Source organism: Streptomyces sp. NPDC002698 (genome assembly GCF_042888945.1).
Lineage (GTDB): Bacteria > Actinomycetota > Actinomycetes > Streptomycetales > Streptomycetaceae > Streptomyces.
In genome coordinates this window covers 13,625-31,375 of sequence record NZ_JBIAQM010000062.1, presented here as the reverse complement: position 1 = coordinate 31,375, position 17,751 = coordinate 13,625, and the positions used below count along the sequence as shown (strand labels likewise).

The 17,751-nt window shown below is 71.4% G+C and carries 15 protein-coding genes; 6 read left to right on the top strand and 9 right to left on the bottom strand.

The genetic code is table 11. From position 1 onward, the window contains the following. Positions 1-85 precede the first annotated feature (85 nt). Positions 86-754 carry a DsbA family protein gene (locus tag ACFYW9_RS39775; RefSeq protein ID WP_389159896.1) on the top strand — a complete coding sequence of 223 codons (669 nt, stop codon included), beginning with the start codon at positions 86-88 and terminating at the stop codon, positions 752-754. A 156-nt stretch (positions 755-910) separates the two neighbouring features. Next, entirely contained in the window at positions 911-1,537 is a 627-nt protein-coding gene (locus ACFYW9_RS39770) for a histidine phosphatase family protein (RefSeq protein ID WP_389159895.1), read from the top strand. Positions 1,538-1,602: 65 nt separating this feature from the next. Here ACFYW9_RS39770 and ACFYW9_RS39765 read toward each other — a convergent pair whose 3' ends face one another. The 6 genes from ACFYW9_RS39765 to ACFYW9_RS39740 all read right to left on the bottom strand — a co-directional run bounded on the left by ACFYW9_RS39765 (position 1,603) and on the right by ACFYW9_RS39740 (position 8,720). Further along, complete coding sequence (locus ACFYW9_RS39765; RefSeq protein WP_389159894.1) at positions 1,603-2,496, bottom strand: TauD/TfdA dioxygenase family protein; 894 nt, start codon at positions 2,494-2,496, stop codon at positions 1,603-1,605. A gap of 63 nt (positions 2,497-2,559) precedes the next feature. After that, positions 2,560-3,960 carry an LLM class flavin-dependent oxidoreductase gene (locus ACFYW9_RS39760; RefSeq protein ID WP_389159893.1) on the bottom strand — a complete coding sequence of 467 codons (1,401 nt, stop codon included), beginning with the start codon at positions 3,958-3,960 and terminating at the stop codon, positions 2,560-2,562. Next, positions 3,957-4,811, bottom strand: a complete 855-nt coding sequence (locus ACFYW9_RS39755) for an ABC transporter ATP-binding protein (protein WP_389159892.1) — start codon at positions 4,809-4,811, stop codon at positions 3,957-3,959. Before ACFYW9_RS39755 ends, ACFYW9_RS39760 begins: the two co-directional genes overlap by 4 nt. Next, a complete protein-coding gene (locus ACFYW9_RS39750; RefSeq protein ID WP_389159891.1) occupies positions 4,787-5,839 on the bottom strand; it encodes an ABC transporter permease in 1,053 nt (350 codons plus the stop codon). The genes ACFYW9_RS39755 and ACFYW9_RS39750 overlap by 25 nt, the downstream gene beginning before the upstream one ends. Before the next feature lie 5 nt (positions 5,840-5,844). Continuing rightward, entirely contained in the window at positions 5,845-6,945 is a 1,101-nt protein-coding gene (locus ACFYW9_RS39745; RefSeq protein ID WP_351862960.1) for an ABC transporter substrate-binding protein, read from the bottom strand. 545 nt (positions 6,946-7,490) lie between these two features. Further along, positions 7,491-8,720, bottom strand: coding sequence for an ROK family protein (locus ACFYW9_RS39740; protein WP_389159890.1), 1,230 nt, complete (start codon positions 8,718-8,720; stop codon positions 7,491-7,493). Between the two features lie 564 nt (positions 8,721-9,284). Between ACFYW9_RS39740 and ACFYW9_RS39735 the strand changes: the two genes are divergently transcribed. Further along, positions 9,285-9,869, top strand: a complete 585-nt coding sequence (locus tag ACFYW9_RS39735; RefSeq protein ID WP_351862962.1) for a biotin transporter BioY — start codon at positions 9,285-9,287, stop codon at positions 9,867-9,869. Positions 9,870-10,031: 162 nt separating this feature from the next. On the opposite strand, the gene ACFYW9_RS39730 is transcribed toward ACFYW9_RS39735, so the two are convergent. Next, positions 10,032-10,751: an LPXTG cell wall anchor domain-containing protein gene (locus tag ACFYW9_RS39730; RefSeq protein ID WP_389159889.1), complete on the bottom strand. Its 720-nt coding sequence runs from the start codon at positions 10,749-10,751 to the stop codon at positions 10,032-10,034. A 231-nt stretch (positions 10,752-10,982) separates the two neighbouring features. Here ACFYW9_RS39730 and ACFYW9_RS39725 point away from each other — a divergent pair, with 231 nt between their 5' ends. Continuing rightward, entirely contained in the window at positions 10,983-12,986 is a 2,004-nt protein-coding gene (locus tag ACFYW9_RS39725; protein ID WP_389159897.1) for a protein kinase, read from the top strand. A gap of 162 nt (positions 12,987-13,148) precedes the next feature. Here the strand turns inward: ACFYW9_RS39725 and ACFYW9_RS39720 are convergent, their stop codons facing one another. Next, positions 13,149-14,636 (bottom strand): amino acid permease, encoded by a 1,488-nt coding sequence (locus ACFYW9_RS39720; protein ID WP_351862965.1) that lies wholly within the window; start codon positions 14,634-14,636, stop codon positions 13,149-13,151. A gap of 259 nt (positions 14,637-14,895) precedes the next feature. Between ACFYW9_RS39720 and ACFYW9_RS39715 the strand changes: the two genes are divergently transcribed. Both ACFYW9_RS39715 and ACFYW9_RS39710 read left to right on the top strand, forming a co-directional pair. Further along, entirely contained in the window at positions 14,896-15,390 is a 495-nt protein-coding gene (locus ACFYW9_RS39715) for a ribose-5-phosphate isomerase (protein WP_351862966.1), read from the top strand. Positions 15,391-15,511: 121 nt separating this feature from the next. Next, the gene (locus ACFYW9_RS39710) at positions 15,512-16,321 is read left to right on the top strand and encodes an Fpg/Nei family DNA glycosylase (protein WP_389159888.1); all 810 of its coding nucleotides are present in this window, start codon (positions 15,512-15,514) and stop codon (positions 16,319-16,321) included. A gap of 124 nt (positions 16,322-16,445) precedes the next feature. Here ACFYW9_RS39710 and ACFYW9_RS39705 read toward each other — a convergent pair whose 3' ends face one another. Continuing rightward, positions 16,446-17,675 (bottom strand): GNAT family N-acetyltransferase, encoded by a 1,230-nt coding sequence (locus ACFYW9_RS39705; RefSeq protein ID WP_389159887.1) that lies wholly within the window; start codon positions 17,673-17,675, stop codon positions 16,446-16,448. Positions 17,676-17,751: the final 76 nt, after the last annotated feature.

The following is a 17,751-nucleotide window of genomic DNA, read 5'->3' as shown; positions in this document are numbered from 1 at the left end:
ACCCGTCGGAATCGCACAGACACACGGGAATGGTGTGGGCGAGCGCCGGTGTTGCCAAGGGAAACACCGCGTTCCGAGGAGAGCCATGCCCGAGCAGACCGCTCAGACCAGTTCCGGCAAGACCCCCGTCGACTTCTGGTTCGACCCGCTGTGCCCCTGGGCCTGGATGACCTCGCGGTGGGTGCTGGAGGTGGAGAAGGTCCGCGACATCGAGGTCCGCTGGCACATCATGAGCCTCGCCGTACTGAACGAGCCCAAGCTGGACGAGCTTCCCGACCAGTACCGCGAGATGCTCGAGACCACGGCATGGGAGTCGGTCAAGGTGGTCACCGCCGCCTGGCAGAAGCACGGCGACGACGTCCTCGGCCCGCTCTACACCGCGCTCGGCACCCGCTTCCACAACGACGGCACGGGCCCGACCAAGGAGGCCATAGCCGACGCCCTCGAAGAGGTCGGACTTCCCGCCGACCTGATCGACTACGCCGACCAGGCGGACTTCGAGTTCGACGCCGAGCTGCGCGCCTCCCACAAGGAGGGCATCGACAAGGTCGGCCAGGACGTCGGCACCCCGGTCATCGCCGTCCCCGGCTCCGACGGCGAGCAGCTCGCCTTCTTCGGCCCGGTCGTCACCCCGGCCCCCAAGGGCGAGGACGCCGCCAAGCTCTGGGACGGCACGCTCATGGTCGCCTCGGTGCCGGGCTTCTACGAGATCAAGCGCACCCGTACGGCGGGACCGGACTTCAGCAACCTGTAGGCACCGCGGACACGGTGACCGGGCCCGGTCGGACCCGGGTTCGGCCCGGTCCCGCGCGGACCGGGCCCGGTGACGGGACACGACGTGTCCCGCCGGGGGCCGGGACTTTCCGTGGCGCACCCCCGGGGCCCGGCCCGACCTGGATACTGCGGCCTCATGAGTACAACGAGCCGCAGTACGACCCTCCTCCTGGCCCGGCACGGGCAGACCGTCTGGCACGCGGAGAACCGCTACGCCGGAGTGAGTGACGTCGACCTCACCGAGGAGGGCCGCGCCCAGGCGGAGGCCCTCGGCCGCTGGGCCGCCGCACACCCCGTCGACGCGGTCTGGACCTCGACCATGTCCCGCGCCGTCGCCACCGCCGAGCCCGCGTGCCACGCCCTCGGGCTGGCCGCCCGGCGCGAACCCGGCCTGCGCGAATGCGACTTCGGGGTGGTGGAGGGCCGCACGCTCGCCGAGTTCGAGGCGGAGAACCCGGTCCGGGCCAAGGCGTTCCGCGCCGACCCGGTGTCCTACCCGTTCCCCGAGGCGGAGGATCCGCGCGCGGCGGCGGCCCGGGGAACCCGCGCTCTGCGCCGCATCGCCGAGACCCACCCCGGCGAACGCGTGCTGGTCGTCGCCCACAACACCCTGCTGCGCCTGGCGCTGTGCACCGCCCTGTCCATCCCGCTGGGCGAGTACCGCCGCGTCCTGCCGAGCCTGCGCAACGGGGCGGTCACCGAACTCCGGTTGGAGGACGGGTCGGCCGCCCTGCTCTCGTTCAACGTGCCGTGCGGGATCTGACGGGACGGCCCCGCGCGGGGATCCGCGCGGGGCCGTCGTCGCCCGTCACATGAGCCGGGAGGGCGTCACGCGGCCACCGACGTGTAGTGCGAGGCGTCGCCCGTGATCGAGTGGCTCTCCTCGCCCTCGATGCCGACCGGCACGCCACCGGCGACGGTCACCCGGTGCAGACGGCGCGGCAGACCGTCGTAGTTGTCGATCGCGTAGTGCTGCGTGATCCGGTTGTCGAACAGGACGAGCTGGTTCGGGGACCAGCGCCAGCGCAGGACGTTCTCGGGCCGGGTGACGTACGCCTGGAGCAGGTCGAGGATCTTGCGGGACTCGCCCACCGACAGCCCGGCGATCCGCTGCGCGAACCCGCCGATGAACAGGCCGCGTTCACCGGTCAGCGGGTGCACCCGGACGACCGGGTGCACGGTGCGGAACTTGATGGACGTGAACTGGGCGCGCTGCGCGGCCTGTTCCTCGTCGATGCTCTCGTCCGGCACCGCGTAGTCGTAGTCGTTGGTGTGCTCGGCCCACAGGGTGTCGGCGAACGCGCGGAGCGGTTCGGGCAGATCGCGGTAGGCGGCCGCGGAGTTGGCGATGAGCGTCTCGCCTCCGTACGGCGGGACGGTGATGCTGCGCAGGGTGCTGGCCTGCGGCGGGTTGAGCACGAAGGTCACGTCGGTGTGCCAGTGGTTGGCGCGGCCCCGCTCGCTGTCGACGGGCAGCACGTTCGGGGCGCCGTCGACGGCGGGCACGGTGGGGTGCGCGGTGGTGAGGTCGCCGAAGTGGCGGGCGAAGGCCTGCTGGCCCTCGTCGTCCAGGTCGACGTCGTCGAAGACCAGCGCCTTGTGCTCGTTGAGGGCGGTGCGCAGGGCGGCGGCGGTGATGTCGTCCAGGGGCTTGGAGATGTCGACGCCCAGGACACGGGCACCGATGTGCGCGGTGACCTTCTGGATCTCGATGTCGGACATGGGCACGGGTCCTCTCTGTTCGGTGGTTCGGCGGTTCGACGGTTCGGACAGGTGTGAGCGGGGTCAGGCGAGGGCGGACGCGATCGCCGGGGCGGGTGGGGGCGCGGGCGCCGGTGAGGGGGGCGTGGGCGCCGTCGTGGCCGCGTACCGGTTGGCGGGGCGCGGGAGGCCGTAGCGCTCCCGCAGGGTCTGCCGGGGCCCGTACTCCCGGCGGAGCAGACCCCGGTCGCGCAGGATCGGCACCACGTGGTCCACGAAGAGGCCGAGCCCCGACGGCAGCACGGCCGGCATGATGTTGAACCCGTCGGCGGCGCCGCCGCGGAACCACTCCTCGATCGCGTCGGCGACCTGCTCGGGTGTGCCGGCGAAGGTCAGATGGCCCCGCCCGCCGCCGAGCCGGCCGATCAGCTCGCGGACGGTGAGCCGCTCGCGCCGGGCGAGCTCCACGACGAGGGTGTAGCGGCTCTTCGCCCCCTCGATCGCGCTCTCCGGCGGCAGGTCGGCGGGCAGTCGCGCGTCCAGGCGGAGAGTCCCCGGCTCCAGATGGAGCAGGTGCTCCAGACGGTTCACCCCGTGCTCGTACACGATGTGGTCCTCCAGGACCCGCTCGTGGGCGCGCGCCTCCGCCTCGGTCGAGCCGATGACCGGGACGATGCCCGGCAGAACCTTGACGTGGTCCGGGTTCCGGCCGGCCCGCTCGGTACGGGACTTGAGGTCGGCGTAGAAGTCCTGGGCGTCCGCGAGGGTCTGCTGGGCGGTGAACACCGCCTCCGCGTACCGGGCCGCGAACCGCTTGCCGTCCTCCGAGGAGCCCGCCTGCACCAGAAGCGGGTGGCCCTGCGGTGTGCGGGGCACGTTGAGGGCGCCCTCCACACTGAAGTACGTCCCCTTGTGACGCGCGGGATGGATCTTGCCGGGGTCGCCCCAGACGCCCGCCGCCTTGTCGGCGACGACGAGGTCGTCCTCCCAGCTGTCCCAGAGCTTGAGCGTCACGTCCAGGAACTCGGCGGCGCGCTCGTAGCGGGTGGCGTGCGCGGGCTCGTCGTCGAGGCCGAAGTTGCGGGCGGCCTCCGCGCCCGCCGTGGTCACGATGTTCCATCCCGCGCGGCCGCCGCTGATGTGGTCGAGGGAGGCGAGTCTGCGGGCCAGGTTGTAGGGGGAGTTGTAGGACGTGGAGGCGGTGGCGATCAGGCCGATGTGCTCGGTCGCGGTGGCCAGCGCGGTGAGCAGGGTGATGGGTTCGAGCGCTCCGGACGGGCGCTGGCCCACGCTGTTGAAGAGGACCGGGCCGTCGGCGAGGAAGAGGGAGTCGAAGGTGCCGCGTTCGGCGATCCGCGCGAGACGTACGTAGTGGGCCGTCTCGACATGGGCGTACGGGTCGCTCTCCGGGAGCCGCCAGGAGGCCTCGTGATGGCCGGTGTTCATCAGGAAGGCGTTGAGATGGAGCCGGCGGGGGCTGGTCACAGGTGCTTCTCCTTCTGGTGCGCGGGCACGCCGTGCCCGGTGCCGCCCTCCGCCGTCGCTTCCGGTTCGGTCGCGGTGTGTGCCGCCGCCCCGGGTTCCGGCCTCGCCGCGGTTCCTGTCACGTCCTCGGTCACCCCGAGGGCGTGCAGCAGCCGCTCGCGGTACTCGCCGAGCAGCGGATCGCGGTACGAGCGGGGGTGCGGGCGGTCGATGGTCAGGTCGACGCCGATGCGGCCGTGGTCGAGCACGAGCACCCGGTCGGCCAGCACGATCGCCTCGTCCACGTCGTGCGTGACGAGCAGCACGGACGGCCGGTGGCGCTCCCACAGTTCGCGCAGCAGCACGTGCATACGGATCCGGGTGAGCGCGTCCAGCGCCCCGAACGGCTCGTCGGCCAGAAGCAGTTCGGGTTCCCGGACGAGCGAGCGGGCCAGGGCGGCGCGCTGGGCCTCGCCGCCGGACAGCTCGTTGGGCCAGGCCCGTTCGCGCCCCGCGAGTCCCACCTCGGCGAGGGCGGAGCGGCCCTTGTCCGCGGCCTCCCGGCCGTCCGCGCCCAGCAGGACGTTGTCGAGGACGCGGCGCCACGGCAGCAGCCGGGAGTCCTGGAAGACGACGGACACCCGCTCCGGGGCGGTGAGTTCCCCGCTCCCGGCCACGCCGTGGTCGAGGCCGGCGATGGCGCGCAGCAGCGTGCTCTTGCCGGAGCCGCTGTGGCCCAGCAGGGCGGTGAACTGGCCCGCCGGGAGGTCGAGGTCGACCTGGTCGAGCACCGTGCGGCCCTCGAACGACCTGGTGAGCCCGCGCAGTCGGACCGTGTGGGAGCGGGTCAGCTGCTGAGTGTGCGTCGCCACGACAGCACCTTTCGTTCGATGAGACGAACCGCGCTGTCGGAGACGAGCCCGAAGATGCCGTAGATCAGCAGGCCGACGAGGATGATGTCGGTCCGGCCGTAGTTCTGGGCCTGGAACATCATGTAGCCGAGGCCGCTGGTGGCGTTGATCTGCTCCAGGACGACCAGGGAGAGCCAGGAGCCGGTCACCCCGAGCCGCAGCCCGACGAAGAAGCCGGGCAGCGCGCCGGGGATCACGATCTCCCGGACGAAACGGAGCCTCGACAGCCCCTGGACCTCGGCGAGTTCCACGAACCGGTGATCGATGCCCGACAGGGCGGAGTGCAGGTTCAGATAGATCGGGATGTAGACGACGATGGCGATGATCGCGATCTTGAAGGTCTCGCCGATGCCCAGCCAGAGGATGAACAGCGGGATCAGACCGAGGGTCGGGATCGCCCGGTTGAGCTGCACGGTCCCGTCGATCAGCGCCTCGCCGACCCGGCTGAGCCCGGACGCGAGGGCGAGCAGGACGCCGGCGGTCAGACCGAACGCGAAGCCGTATCCCGCGCGCTCCAGGGACGTCAGCACGTCGGTGGGCAGCGTGCCGTCGGTCCACAGATGACCGGTGGTCTTCAGCACCGTCCAGGGCGCGGGGATCGCGCCGGGATCCAGTTGTCCCGCGGCGGACGCCACGGCCCACAGGGCGAGGAACAGCGCCGGACCGATGAGCCGGGAGGCCGGCAGCCGCTTGCCGGGCGCGAGACCGCGGCGCCGGGTACGGGGGGCCCGCCGGAACCGGCGACCACCGGCTCCGGCCCCGTCGGCGGCGTTCGCCTCGACCGCCTCCGTCCTGTCCGGTACGGCCGGGGCGGTGGCCGGCGACGATCCGGTGCCGGTTCCGGCGTCGGTCGCGGTGTCGTCCGTGACCGCGGTCGACGGTGAGGGGAGGGCGGTCCCGGCCGGCGGTGAGGGATGCGGGGCCCCGGTCGGGTCCCGGTCCGTGGCGGTGGTCGCGGTCCGGTCCGTGGTCGTGATTCTGGTCGTCATGGCCGTCACCTCCGGTATTCCGCGGTCACGGCCTTGGCCGCGATGTCCTCGAAGCGCCGGTCGAAGAGCGAGTCGACCTTGAACCCCTTCACGAAGCCGCCCTCCGCCAGCAGATCGGCGGTCTCCTGCTCCCACTTGACGGCCTCGTCCCAACTCGGCGGGAACAACGGCTTGTTGGCGAGCTCCGTGATCGACTGGGCCTGCGCGAGCGTCAGGTTCTGCGTCTTGACGTAGAACTCCTCGTTCCAGGCGTCGGGGTGCTCGTACGCCCACACCTGGCCCTTGGCCCAGCGCGGGATGTACGCGGCGACCGCGGCCGCCTTCGCCTTGTCGGCCAGCACCGACGACGGCGCCCAGAGCAGGTTGAGCAGGTCCACCACGTCGGTGTCGATGGTGTGGGCGCCCTTGGACCCGTACTGCTTGAGATAGGCCGGTGCCTGGCTGTTGGCGAGCGGGGCGATGTCCACCTGGCCCGCCTGGAGCGCGGTGAGGAACTGGTTGCTGGTCAGCGGTACGAGGTTCACGTCGTCGTAGGCGAGACCGGCCTGCTTCAGGGCGCGCAGCAGCACGACACCCTGCGCCTGGCCCTGGGAGAAGGCGAGCTTCTTCCCCTTGAACCCGCGCACGTCCCGGATGTCGCTGCCGGGCTTGGTGGCGAACAGGTAGTTGGGCTTGCGGGTGATGTTGATCGCGACGATCTTCGCGTCGAAACCCTGGAAGTGCGCCTGGATCGGCGGGATGCCCGCGTTGTTGCCGACCTCGAGGGACTTGGAGCGGAAGGCGTTGATGACATCGGGACCGGCGCCGATGTTCACCCAGTCGGAGACGGTGAAGGGCAGATCGGCCAGCCCCGCCAGCTTGAACTGGAGTTCCTGGACACCTTGGTACGAGGCGATCGAGAGCTTGGTGCCCTTCGGCACCTTGCCGGACAGGGGCGCCGACAGGTCCCCCTGGGACCGGCTGCCGGCCGCGCTGGCACCGGCGCATCCGCTCAGTCCGGCCGCGGCCGCGACACCGATGAGGGAGGACAGGAACACGCGCCGGTCGACACCGGACGCGGACAGGGGCGAGGAGGGGCGCGTTGACCGTGCGGACAGTGGTGGCATGGAAGAACTCCGGAGATTCCAGGTGAAGGGAGAGCGCGCGAAGTTCCGGGCAGGGCGAAGCCGGAAGGGACGCAGGCGCGCCGAAAGGACACACGCCGGTGGCGTGGCGGAGGAGACCGGCGACCGGGACGACGACGGCCGGACGGCCCGCGCGACGGAGGGCGTCGGACGGCCGGCCCCCGGCGGGGCGGTGTGACGCGTGAACGCGTGACGGCGGCCGGGAGACCCCCGGGTCGAAGGCCGCGGAGCACACCCCGGGCGCTTCGGCGGACCAGTCGGAGAAGAGGCCGGCCGGAGAAGGGACCGGCCGGTCGACGGATCAGCGCGTCAGCGGATCGGCGTCTCGAAGGATCGGTGACACGGTGCCGGTGACGAAGCGTCAGTGGCGGCCGGTCAGCGACAAGGGGTCAGCAACAACGTGTGCGTGCGACCCGCATCAGGTCGACCACACGGCACTTGGTGAGCGGAACCTGCACCCGCGCGCTGCTCATGCCCATGATGCTCCTGTCCCGGAACGAGCCCTGTCAACATTCCGACTTTCTGAATTAATTAGCGCCTGGTGGGCAGTCCGAAGGGCCCGGCCGCGAGCCCGGAGAGCCCAGCGGATCGCGGTACAGGACGTCGAGAACGACCGACCCGCCCGCCACGGCGAGCACCGAATCGGGGAAGCTGGTGGGGACGACCGCGGACGCCCGCTCCGGTCCCACCGCCTCGCGCAACGCGCCGAGGCAGTCCTCCCGGTGTATGGCCCCTATCTCGGTGACGACGACCGTCTCCGGGTTGAGGACGTCGAGCAGTAGCCCCGCCGCCCGCCCGACCATCCGGGACCGTTCCGTCAGCAGTCCCACGGCCAGCGGATCGCCGGAGGCCGCCGCGGCGACCACGTGCATCGGATTCGAGCCGTCCGTGACACCGCGCTCCCGGGCCCGCCGGCACAGCGTCCGTTCGCTCAGCTCGGCCTGGAGGCACCCCGTCCGGCCGCAGTCGCACCGCTCCGACCCGCCCGTCAGGGGCAGATGGGCGATCGAGCCGGCCTGCGAGCGAGGTCCGTAGTGCACCTGGTCGTGGGTGGCGAAGGCGGCGTCCACCACGTTGCCGACGAAGAGGTGCAGCACGCTCCGGCTGCCCCTGGCCCGCCCGAACAGCCGCTCCCCGTTGACCAACGCCCGCGCGTGGCCGTCCACATGGACCGGCAGCCCCGTGCGCGCGCCGAGGGCCTCCCGGACGGCCACGTCACGCCAGCCCAGCAGCGGGTGCTCCACGATCGTCCCCGAGTCCGGGTCCACCCAGCCGCCGGCCGCCACCCCGATGCCGAGGGCGGTACGGCCGGGGACACCGGCGAGGAGAGCGGTGACGGCGTCGGCGGCGTTCGCGAGAACGAGGCCCGGCTCGGTGCGGTCGTGCCGCAGACGCCTCTCGGCGAGAACCCGTCCGCGCAGGTCGAGCAGCGCGACGGTCGTGTACGGCACGGCCACGTGCACCCCGCCGACCACGAAACGGGAGTGGTCCAGGTCGACCGGGAGGTGCGGCCGCCCGACCCCGCCCGACCGCCGGGGCGCCGCGGCCTCCCGGATCAGGCCCCGCTCGGTGAACCGGGCGCAGTAGTCGGTCACCGACGCCGGGGAGAGCCCGGTCAGCCGGGAGATGGTGCTGCGGGCGACCGGCCCGTGCTCCAGCACCGACCGCAGGATCACGCTGGCGCTCGCCCGGCGCCGGTCGAGGACGGGGGAGGGGGAGGGAGTGGATGTGGAAGGGGGTGCCACCGTACTGGCCATGGAGTTCTTCCTCGGGAGCTGGTCCGGCCGAGCGCCGTCACGTACGCCACGCCGCAACGGGTGCGGCATGCGCCTGGTGTGGTCCGCTGTGGTCTCGTCCCGGCGGGCCGGATCCGCTCCGTCCCGCCTCAGGAGGGGCGGCGACAGGTGGCAGTGCCCTGGCGTCGCAGGTCGACATAGCGACGTGACGCGAAGTTCAGGGCCTGGGGAACCATGGGGTGAAGGGTAGGGGTTGGCCCAGGGACCTGCCAGGAACGCCCAAGGGCCGGACACTCCGCACGCCCGACGACGCGACGTTCGATGGGGCTTTTGGTGAGTCTCCACAGTCCCGGCCCCGAACCGTCCCGTTGCGCAGACGACTTCACCTCAGTGACCAGCATCACCTTCGGGCAGGTGTACCAGGCACTCTTTGTAAGGAGCCCACCAAGCCCCGGATCCGCGCTTTGTCGATCGCTGACGGTGATCACCCGTGGACCCCTGGGATAGCGTCGCCGTGTTCCCACCTGTCCTTCCCCCGGGCCCTCCCACGGGCCGAGGGGGTAACCCCTGTTCGCCGGAGTCCTCATGAGCACCGCTGTCGCCACGCCCTCCCGACCCGGCGAGGTCCTCGCCGACCTTCTTCCGGCCTCCCGCGTCCGTGACGCCGCCCTCGTGCTCGGCGGTGCCGCACTCACCGGGCTCGCCGCCCAGATCTCGCTGCCCGTCCCCGGTTCCCCGGTGCCGGTGACCGGCCAGACCTTCGCCGCGCTGCTCGTCGGCACGGCGCTCGGCGCCCGCCGCGGCTTCCTGTCGCTCGCGATGTACGCGCTCGTGGGCATGGCCGGCGTCCCGTGGTTCGCGCAGGGAAGCTCCGGCGCCTCGGCACCGTCCTTCGGCTACATCCTCGGCATGCTGCTCGCGTCGACCGTCGTGGGTGCCCTGGCACGCCGCGGCGCCGACCGCTCCGTGCTGCGCATGGCGGGCACGATGCTGCTCGGCGAGGCGATCATCTACGCGATCGGCGTTCCCTACCTGGCCCTGGCCACCGGCATGTCGGCGAGCGCGGCCGTCGCGGCGGGCCTCACCCCGTTCCTGATCGGCGACGCCCTCAAGGCCGCCCTGGCGATGGGCATCCTGCCCGCCGCGTGGAAGCTCGTCGGCAAGAAGTGACGTACGCGCCGGTGAGGCGACGCTCTCACCGGCCATGACGTCACCGCCCGCCCGACGCTCGCGTCCGAGACGCGGCGGCCGTGCGTACGAGGCCCGCCGGGCCGGTCTCCGACCGGATCCGGCGGGCCTTCGCGCGTTCCCGGCGGGTGCCGCGCCCGGCGGTCAGGCTTCCCGCCGCGGCCTGCGGCCGGCCCACCACAGCCCCGCCGCTCCGGCCGACATCAGCGCCGCGCCCGCCATGCCGAGCGGCACGGCCCCGGTTCCGGGACCGGTCCTCGGCAGCCGGTCGCCGCCCGGTGCCACCGGCTTGTTGTCGGTGCCCAGCAGCAGCGGGGTCGCCGGGGCGTTCGGGGACGGATTCGTCGTACCGAACGGGACCGGGCCCTGCTGCCAGTACGTCTTCTTCCCGTCGCCCGTCTGGACCGGGAGACAGATCCTGCCGGTCCTGCTCAGATCGAACGTCGCCTCGACGTCGTACGATTTCGATTCACCCGCCGCGAGATTCCCCGTGGAGCAGATGAAACCGCTGTTCGACCCCTTGGGGAGATTCTTTTCGGCCATGGCGGTGCAGCCTTTGACGTTCTTGACCTTCAGGCCGTCGAATCCGACCACCAGTAGCCTGATATCGCCGCTCTCCTTGGTTCCCTCGTTCTTCACCGTGGCGGTGACAGCCGTCTTTTGAGTACTGTTGTCGACCGAGATCTTCTCCGGCAGCAGCGTGGTCACCTTCACGCCCGCAGGAGCTTCGTCCACCGCCTTTCCGCCCTTTCCGCTCCCCGGTCCCCGGTCGTCCGCCGCGGCGGAGTAGGAAAGAATCATCACGGTCGAGAAGCATGCCGTGAGCAGGGATCCCGTAATGGTGGTCGTCCGACGAGAACTCATGTTCGCCCCCCTTGGCTGCGCCTGAATTCGCAGTACTCGAAGAGGTACCACAAGATTTCTCCGCACTATGCTGGTACGGCCCGAAGTGTGACCATTGTGATTCCGTTGTGACGGGCGATGGTGATTGCTGTTGAGGGGGTGCAGGGATTGTCGGCGAATGTCCAGAGTGGTGTTCCGGGGTTATTGGTGACCGGACGTTATCGGCTGGTCGAGAGTATTGGGCAGGGGGGAATGGGGCGGGTGTGGCGAGCCGCCGACGAAATGCTCGACCGGCAGGTCGCGGTCAAGGAGATGCGCATAGACGGACTTGATCCGGAGGACACCCGAACCCGCCGGGAACGCACCCTGCGCGAAGCGAGGGCGACGGCCCGGATCGACCACCCGGGGGTCGTGCGCGTCTACGACGTCGTGGACGCGGGCGAGCGGCTGTGGATCGTCATGGAACTCGTCGCCGGCCGCTCACTCGAACGGATGGTGGCCGAGGACGGGCCGCTGGAGGCGCGCGAGGCGGCCCGCGTCGGCCTCGAACTGGTGGGGGCGCTGCGGCAGGTGCACGCCCAGGGTGTGCTGCACCGCGACATCAAGCCGGGCAACGTACTGATCGAGGGCACCGGACGGAACCGTGTCGTCCTCACCGACTTCGGCATCGCCGCGCTCCAGGACGCCGAGGCGCTCACCATGGCGGGCATGCTGGTCGGTTCCCCCGACTACATGGCGCCCGAGCGGATCTCCGGCCGCCCGCAGGGCCCGCCCTCCGACGTCTGGTCGCTCGGTGCCACGCTCTGTGCGGCCCTCGGCGGCCGCTCCCCGTTCTCCCGTTCCACGACCCTCGCGACGCTGCACGCCGTTCTCTACGAGGAGCCCGAACTCCCCTCCGGGGCGGCGGGGTTGCGGGAGATCCTGGCCGCCCTTCTGGAGAAGGACCCGACCGCCCGGCCCGGTCTGGGGGAACTGGAGGCGGCACTCGCGGAGTTCGTCGGCCCGCGGGGCACGAGCACCCCGAGCCCCGCCGGACCACCGACGGTCGTGTCGCCCGAGCACGAGGTGGCCGCCGCGTCCGGGCACGGGACCGCGCACGAACGGCGCGACGGGACGAGCGACCTGCGCCGCCGGGAACCCACGACCGTCACGGACCCCGCCGCCGCATCCACACCGGACCCGCGACCCGGATCGGACCCGCAAACCCTCCCGGACCCGCGACCCCTCCCGGACCCGCGACTCGGACCAGCCCAAGGGCCAGTCCAAGGACCAGCCCAAGGACCGGCATCCGACCCCGGACGAGGGTCCCGCCCCGGAAGCGAAGCCGCCGCCCGGGACCCCGGTCCACCGGCTGCCGCCAACGCCTCCACCGAAGTCGCGTCCGGACCGCGCGCGGAGCCCGGCTCGGGCGTTCCCTCCCGACGGCCCACGACCCCCGTGCCCGGGGTGCCGACGCCGGACGAACTCCCGGATCCCGCCGTACCGTCCGGTTCCGCAGGCACCAGCAGCCGGAGTCATGGCCAGGGGCAGGGGCAGGGGCAGGGCGAGAGCCAGGGCCGAGCCCGGAGCCAGGGCCAGAGCGGCGATCAGGACCAGGACCAGGGCCGGGACCGGGATCAGGACCGGAGCAGATTCCGTGTCCGGCGTCGCGTCGGATTCGCCGCCGCCGGGGTCGTCGCGGCGGGAGCCGTCGTCTGGGTCGTCGTGGCCATGACGGGCGGATCGCCGGGCGGCGCGGGTGCCACGGCGGGCTCGTCCGCGTCGGCCCCCTCCGGCACCGGAGTCCGATCGTCCCCGGCCCCCACCGTCGAGGGCACCTCACGCCCGCCCGGCCTTCCCCCGGGAGCGCACCGCGAAGCCGGCGGCTACGCCTGGGCGACGCCCAAGGGCTGGCGGCGCGATCCGCAGACCGGTTCCGAGGTGCACTACACCTCGCCCGACGGCACCCAGGAACTGGCGGCCAAGTCGTCCCTCGCCAAGGGGAACCTCCTGGACACCTGGACGACCTCGGAGCGGAACGCCCGCCAGGGGCGGGACTACCGGAAGATCCGGCTGGCGCAGACGACGTTCCGAGGCCGGACCGCGGTCGTCTGGGAGTACACCTTCACGCTCGAGGGCGTGAGCTGGCACGCGCGACTGCTCGGCTTCGACGCCGACGGGAAGTCGTACCAGATCAACACCTGGTACCACCAGGACACCGAGGACCGGGCCCTCACGGTCTACGACCGGGTCAAGACCAGCTTCACCGTGCTGTGAGCGCCTCCGCGGCGACGGCCCGGCGGAAGGGCGGAGAAGAAGGCGGGGAGGAGGACGGGGAGGAAGGCGGAGGCAAGGCGGAGGCAAGCGTGCGGGAGAAGACAGGGAGGGGCCCGCGGCGGTCGGCCGCGGGCCCCTCCTCACTCAGGCTTCGGTGGCGGGTCAGGCGCCGACCTCGGCCCGGGTCTCCTCGCGGGAGTCGCTCGCGACCGGCTGCGCGGAAGTACGGGCAGCCGCACCGGTCTTCTGCCGGACGAACGCGATGACCAGCACGATCGCCGCGACGAGCAGCGACAGCAGCACGGTCTCCCGGCCGTCGTGTTCGGTGTCGGTCAGCATGTAGCCGAGCACGAAGACGATCATCGCGGCCGTCGCCCAGGTGAGGTACGGGTAGAGCCACATCCGCACGACGAGCTTCTCCGGCGCCTCGCGCAGGATGATCTTCCGCATCCGCAGCTGCGAGAAGCAGATGACGAGCCACACGAACAGGGCCACCGCACCGGAGGAGTTGACCAGGAAGAGGAAGACCGAGTCCGGGAACTTGTAGTTGAAGAAGACGGCCACGAAGCCGAACACGACCGAGACGACGATGGCGGTCATCGGCACACCGCGCCGCGTGGTCCTGGCGAACGCCTTCGGCGCGTCCCCGCGCTGACCGAGCGAGAACGCCATGCGGGAGGCGGTGTAGAGGCCGGAGTTGAGGCAGGACAGCACCGACGTCAGCACGATGAAGTTCATGATCTGACCCGCGTGGTCGATGCCCAGGGAGTCCAGGGCGGCGACGTACGAGCCCTTCTCCGCGATCGACGGGTCGTTCCACGGCAGCAGGGCGATGACCACGAGGATCGAGCCCAGGTAGAAGACGGCGATACGCCAGATGATGCTGTTCGTCGACTTGGTGACGGCCCGCTGCGGGTCCTCGGACTCACCGGCGGCGAGGGTCGCGATCTCGCTGCCCATGAAGGAGAAGACGACCAGCAGAACACCGGTGAGGATCGAGCCGGGCCCGTGCGGAAGGAATCCGCCGTGGTCGGTCAGATTCCCGAACCCGGCCTTCTCGGCGTCGACACCGGGCAGCACACCGAAGATCGCGAGGCCGCCGACGACGATGAACGCGCCGATCGCCACGACCTTGATCCCGGCGAACCAGAACTCGAACTCGCCGTACGAGCCGACGGAGACCAGGTTGGTGGCCGTCAGCACCACCATCACGATGAGCGCCCAGCCCCACTGAGGTACGGCGGGAATCCATCCTTCGAGGATGTCCGCGCCGGCGGTGGCCTCCACGGCCAGCACCACGACCCAGAAGAACCAGTACAGCCAGCCGATGGAGAAGCCGGCCCAGCGGCCGAGCGCGCGGTCGGCGTGCGCGGAGAACGAGCCCGAGGTCGGGTTGGCGGCGGACATCTCACCGAGCATCCGCATCACCAGCACCACGAGCGTGCCGACGAGGGCGTACGAGAGGAGGATGCCGGGGCCCGCGGTGGCGATGCCGGCCTTGGAGCCGACGAAGAGTCCCGCGCCGATGACGCCACCGATGGCGATCATCGACAGATGGCGGTTCTTGAGTCCGGCCTGGAGGCCGTTACCGGGTTCTCCGGGACCTCCGGGGGCCTGTGCGGCCTTCGTGGGGGTCGGCTGCGAGGTCATGAGGGGGATTCCTTTGCGCCGGATGAGCAGATTCCCGTACAGAGCGCCCAACCCGTACGAGCGGTGTACGGGGTGCGCACCGGTCCGTTGTGGGGACCGGCGTACAAGTTGGTCCAGTGAAACGGAGGCAATCGAATTCGTGAACCTTTGAATCCAGATCGTTACTTGAGGTTTCCTTGAGGTTCTGTAGGCTGGGTCACAGTTTTGCGTTGTGGGACCCGGCGCGACTGCCCCGAAACGGCCGTGTCACACTCGGACCATGCGCGTGTATCTCGGATCCGACCATGCCGGTCTCGAACTGAAGAACCACCTCGTCGAGTGGCTCAAGGCCGCCGGCCACGAGCCCGTCGACTGCGGGCCCCACATCTACGACGCCCAGGACGACTACCCGCCGTTCTGCCTCCGCGCGGCGGAGCGCACCGTGGCCGACCCGGGTTCCCTCGGCGTCGTCATCGGCGGCTCCGGCAACGGCGAGCAGATCGCCGCGAACAAGGTCGCCGGCGTACGGGCCGTCCTCGCCTGGAGCGCGGAGACCGCCGCGCTGGGCCGCGAGCACAACAACGCGAACGTCATCTCCGTCGGCGCCCGCATGCACACCGAGGACGAGGCGACGAAGTTCGTCGAGACCTTCCTCGACACGCCCTTCACCGGCGAGGAGCGCCACGTCCGGCGCATCGAGATGCTCGCGGACTACGAGACGACCCGGGAACTCCCGCCGATCCCGGCCCACCACCCGCAGCAGCCGCAGGCGTAGCACCGACGGGCCGCGGGTCCACAGGTCCACGGGTCCACGGGTCCGCAAACCTGAGGGGTCGGCGAACCGTCGGGTCGTCGGGTCGCCTGTCCGTCGTACGAGAGAGACAGCGGGAGGAACGGTGCCCGAGGGGCACACCATTCACCGGCTCGCGGAGGACTACCTCGCCGCGTTCGGCGGCCGCGGCGTCCGCGTCACCAGCCCCCAGGGCAGGTTCGGTGACGCCGCGGCCCTCCTCGACGGATCGGTCCTGACCGCGACGCAGGCCCACGGCAAGCACCTTTTCCTCGGGTTCGGTCCGGAGCGGTGGGTCCACATCCACCTCGGTCTCTTCGGCAAGGTCGGATTCGGCGCCACACCCGCCCCGCCACCCACGGACACCGTCCGCCTGCGTCTCGTGAACGAGACCGCGTACGTCGACCTGCGCGGCCCCACCACCTGCGCACTGATCACGGACGACGAGAAACACGCGATACACGACCGCCTCGGCCCGGACCCGCTGCGCCCGGACGCCGATCCCGCTGCGGCCTACCGCCGGGTCGCCCGCAGCCGTACGACGATCGCCGCGCTGCTGATGGACCAGAAGGTCATCGCGGGTGTGGGCAACGTCTACCGCGCGGAGGTCCTCTTCCGGCACGGCATCGACCCGTACCGTGCGGGGAAGGATCTCGGCACCACGGAGTGGGACGCGATCTGGGCCGACCTCGTGGACCTCATGCGCGAGGGCGTCCGCAACAACCGCATCGACACGGTTCGTCCGGAGCACACCCCCGAGGCCATGGGCCGCCCGCCGCGCGTGGACGACCACGGCGGCGAGGTCTACGTGTACCGCAGGGCCAGCCTGCCCTGCCACATCTGTGGCGGCGAGATCAGCACCGCCGATCTCGCCGCCCGCAATCTCTTCTGGTGCCCGGCCTGCCAGAAAGCCTGAATCCCGACGGACCGCACCGGGCCGGCCGGAGGCTGGACCGGGCCGGACGGATCGCCCCGCCCCGCCCCGGACTGGAGCGGAGCAGAGCGGACCGGGCCGGGGCCGCCGTCGAAGGTGCCGGGTCCTAGAACCCGTGCGGCAGCCAGGGGGCGACCACCGAGGCGAACGCCGTCGACGCCTCGGCCAGCGCCCCCTGCCGCAGTTCACGCACCAGGCCGGCGGCAGCGAGCGAGGCCAGCGACGCACCGCCCAGATAGGCGGCCCCCAACTCCCGCACGGACAGGGCGAGATCCGGGGCGTCCTCGGTCCGCGCGCACACCGCTCCCTTGGCGTCGCCGGTGAGCCGCCAACGCCCCTCGTTCCAGGGGCAGAAGGAGTCCTCGACCTCGAACACCACGTCCACCGGGGTCTGGTAGGTCCGCGCCTCCAGCGCGGCCCCCACCTCGACGAGCCGCACATGCAGCGAGTCCTTCACCCGCAACTGGCAGCGGCGGATGTCGGAGACCAGGTGCTGCCAGGCGTCGTCCACCGGGCGGCCCCGGGTCCGCAGCGTCGACGTCAGGTCGATGCCGAAGAGGAACCGCCACAGCGCGGCCCGCGCCGCCGGGTCCAGTCCCTCCAGATCCACCAGCGTCACCGCGCCGTTGTGCCCGGCCGGGCCCCACTCCGGCTTGACCCGGAAGCGGGTGTACCCCACCACCTCGCCGTCCCGCTCGGCGACCACGCACTGCAACGGCGAGGCGCCGTCCCTCTCGCTCGCCGGGTCGAGGACCATGAGCCGCTGCCAGCCGGGGCGGCGGGCCAGCATCCCGGGCCGGCTCGGCACGATCCGCGCGTACACCGCCTCGCACGCCTCCAGCGCGTCCTCGGGCGCCGCGTAGCGCAGCCGTACGCCGTCCGTCCCGGGCGGTACGGACAGTCGTACGCGGGCGGTGTCGATCTCGGCGCTCATCGACGAGGTCGCGATGCCGTAGCCGAACCGTCCGTAGATCATCGGTTCCGACGCGACCAGGACGGCGAGCGCCTCACCCGCGGCCCGCACGTCGTCCAGCTGGCGGCGCATCATCGCGGTGAGCACCCCGCGCCGCCGGTGCGTGGCGGCGACGCTCACCATCGTGACGCCGGCCGCCGGAACCGAGGCGCCGCCCGGGACCGTGACACGGAAGGAGAAGGCTCCCGCCGTACCCACACAGTTCTTCCCGTCCCACACGCCCAGCGAACGGTCGTACTCTGTGAGCGCGTTCCACAGTTCGCGCTCCTCGGACGACTCCGCCACACCTCCGAACGCGCGGATCAGGTTCTCGTACCATTCGTCCCAGTCGGCCTGCCGCAGCACCCGAACGTCAGTCGTCATGGCCCATGCCTACCAGGGCAATGCGGTACGAGCGAGGCAATTTCGCCGGGCCGCGACGGCCCCCGACCGGAACGCG

Coding starts and splice junctions, on each gene's coding strand:
- ACFYW9_RS39740 (WP_389159890.1), bottom strand. CDS start 8,720: ATGGCCAGTACGGTGGCACCCCCTTCCACATCCACTCCCTCCCCCTCC.
- ACFYW9_RS39750 (WP_389159891.1), bottom strand. CDS start 5,839: ATGACGACCAGAATCACGACCACGGACCGGACCGCGACCACCGCCACG.
- ACFYW9_RS39705 (WP_389159887.1), bottom strand. CDS start 17,675: ATGACGACTGACGTTCGGGTGCTGCGGCAGGCCGACTGGGACGAATGG.
- ACFYW9_RS39730 (WP_389159889.1), bottom strand. CDS start 10,751: ATGAGTTCTCGTCGGACGACCACCATTACGGGATCCCTGCTCACGGCA.
- ACFYW9_RS39775 (WP_389159896.1), top strand. CDS start 86: ATGCCCGAGCAGACCGCTCAGACCAGTTCCGGCAAGACCCCCGTCGAC.
- ACFYW9_RS39735 (WP_351862962.1), top strand. CDS start 9,285: ATGAGCACCGCTGTCGCCACGCCCTCCCGACCCGGCGAGGTCCTCGCC.
- ACFYW9_RS39725 (WP_389159897.1), top strand. CDS start 10,983: ATGGGGCGGGTGTGGCGAGCCGCCGACGAAATGCTCGACCGGCAGGTC.
- ACFYW9_RS39715 (WP_351862966.1), top strand. CDS start 14,896: ATGCGCGTGTATCTCGGATCCGACCATGCCGGTCTCGAACTGAAGAAC.
- ACFYW9_RS39765 (WP_389159894.1), bottom strand. CDS start 2,496: ATGTCCGACATCGAGATCCAGAAGGTCACCGCGCACATCGGTGCCCGT.
- ACFYW9_RS39720 (WP_351862965.1), bottom strand. CDS start 14,636: ATGACCTCGCAGCCGACCCCCACGAAGGCCGCACAGGCCCCCGGAGGT.
- ACFYW9_RS39745 (WP_351862960.1), bottom strand. CDS start 6,945: ATGCCACCACTGTCCGCACGGTCAACGCGCCCCTCCTCGCCCCTGTCC.
- ACFYW9_RS39770 (WP_389159895.1), top strand. CDS start 911: ATGAGTACAACGAGCCGCAGTACGACCCTCCTCCTGGCCCGGCACGGG.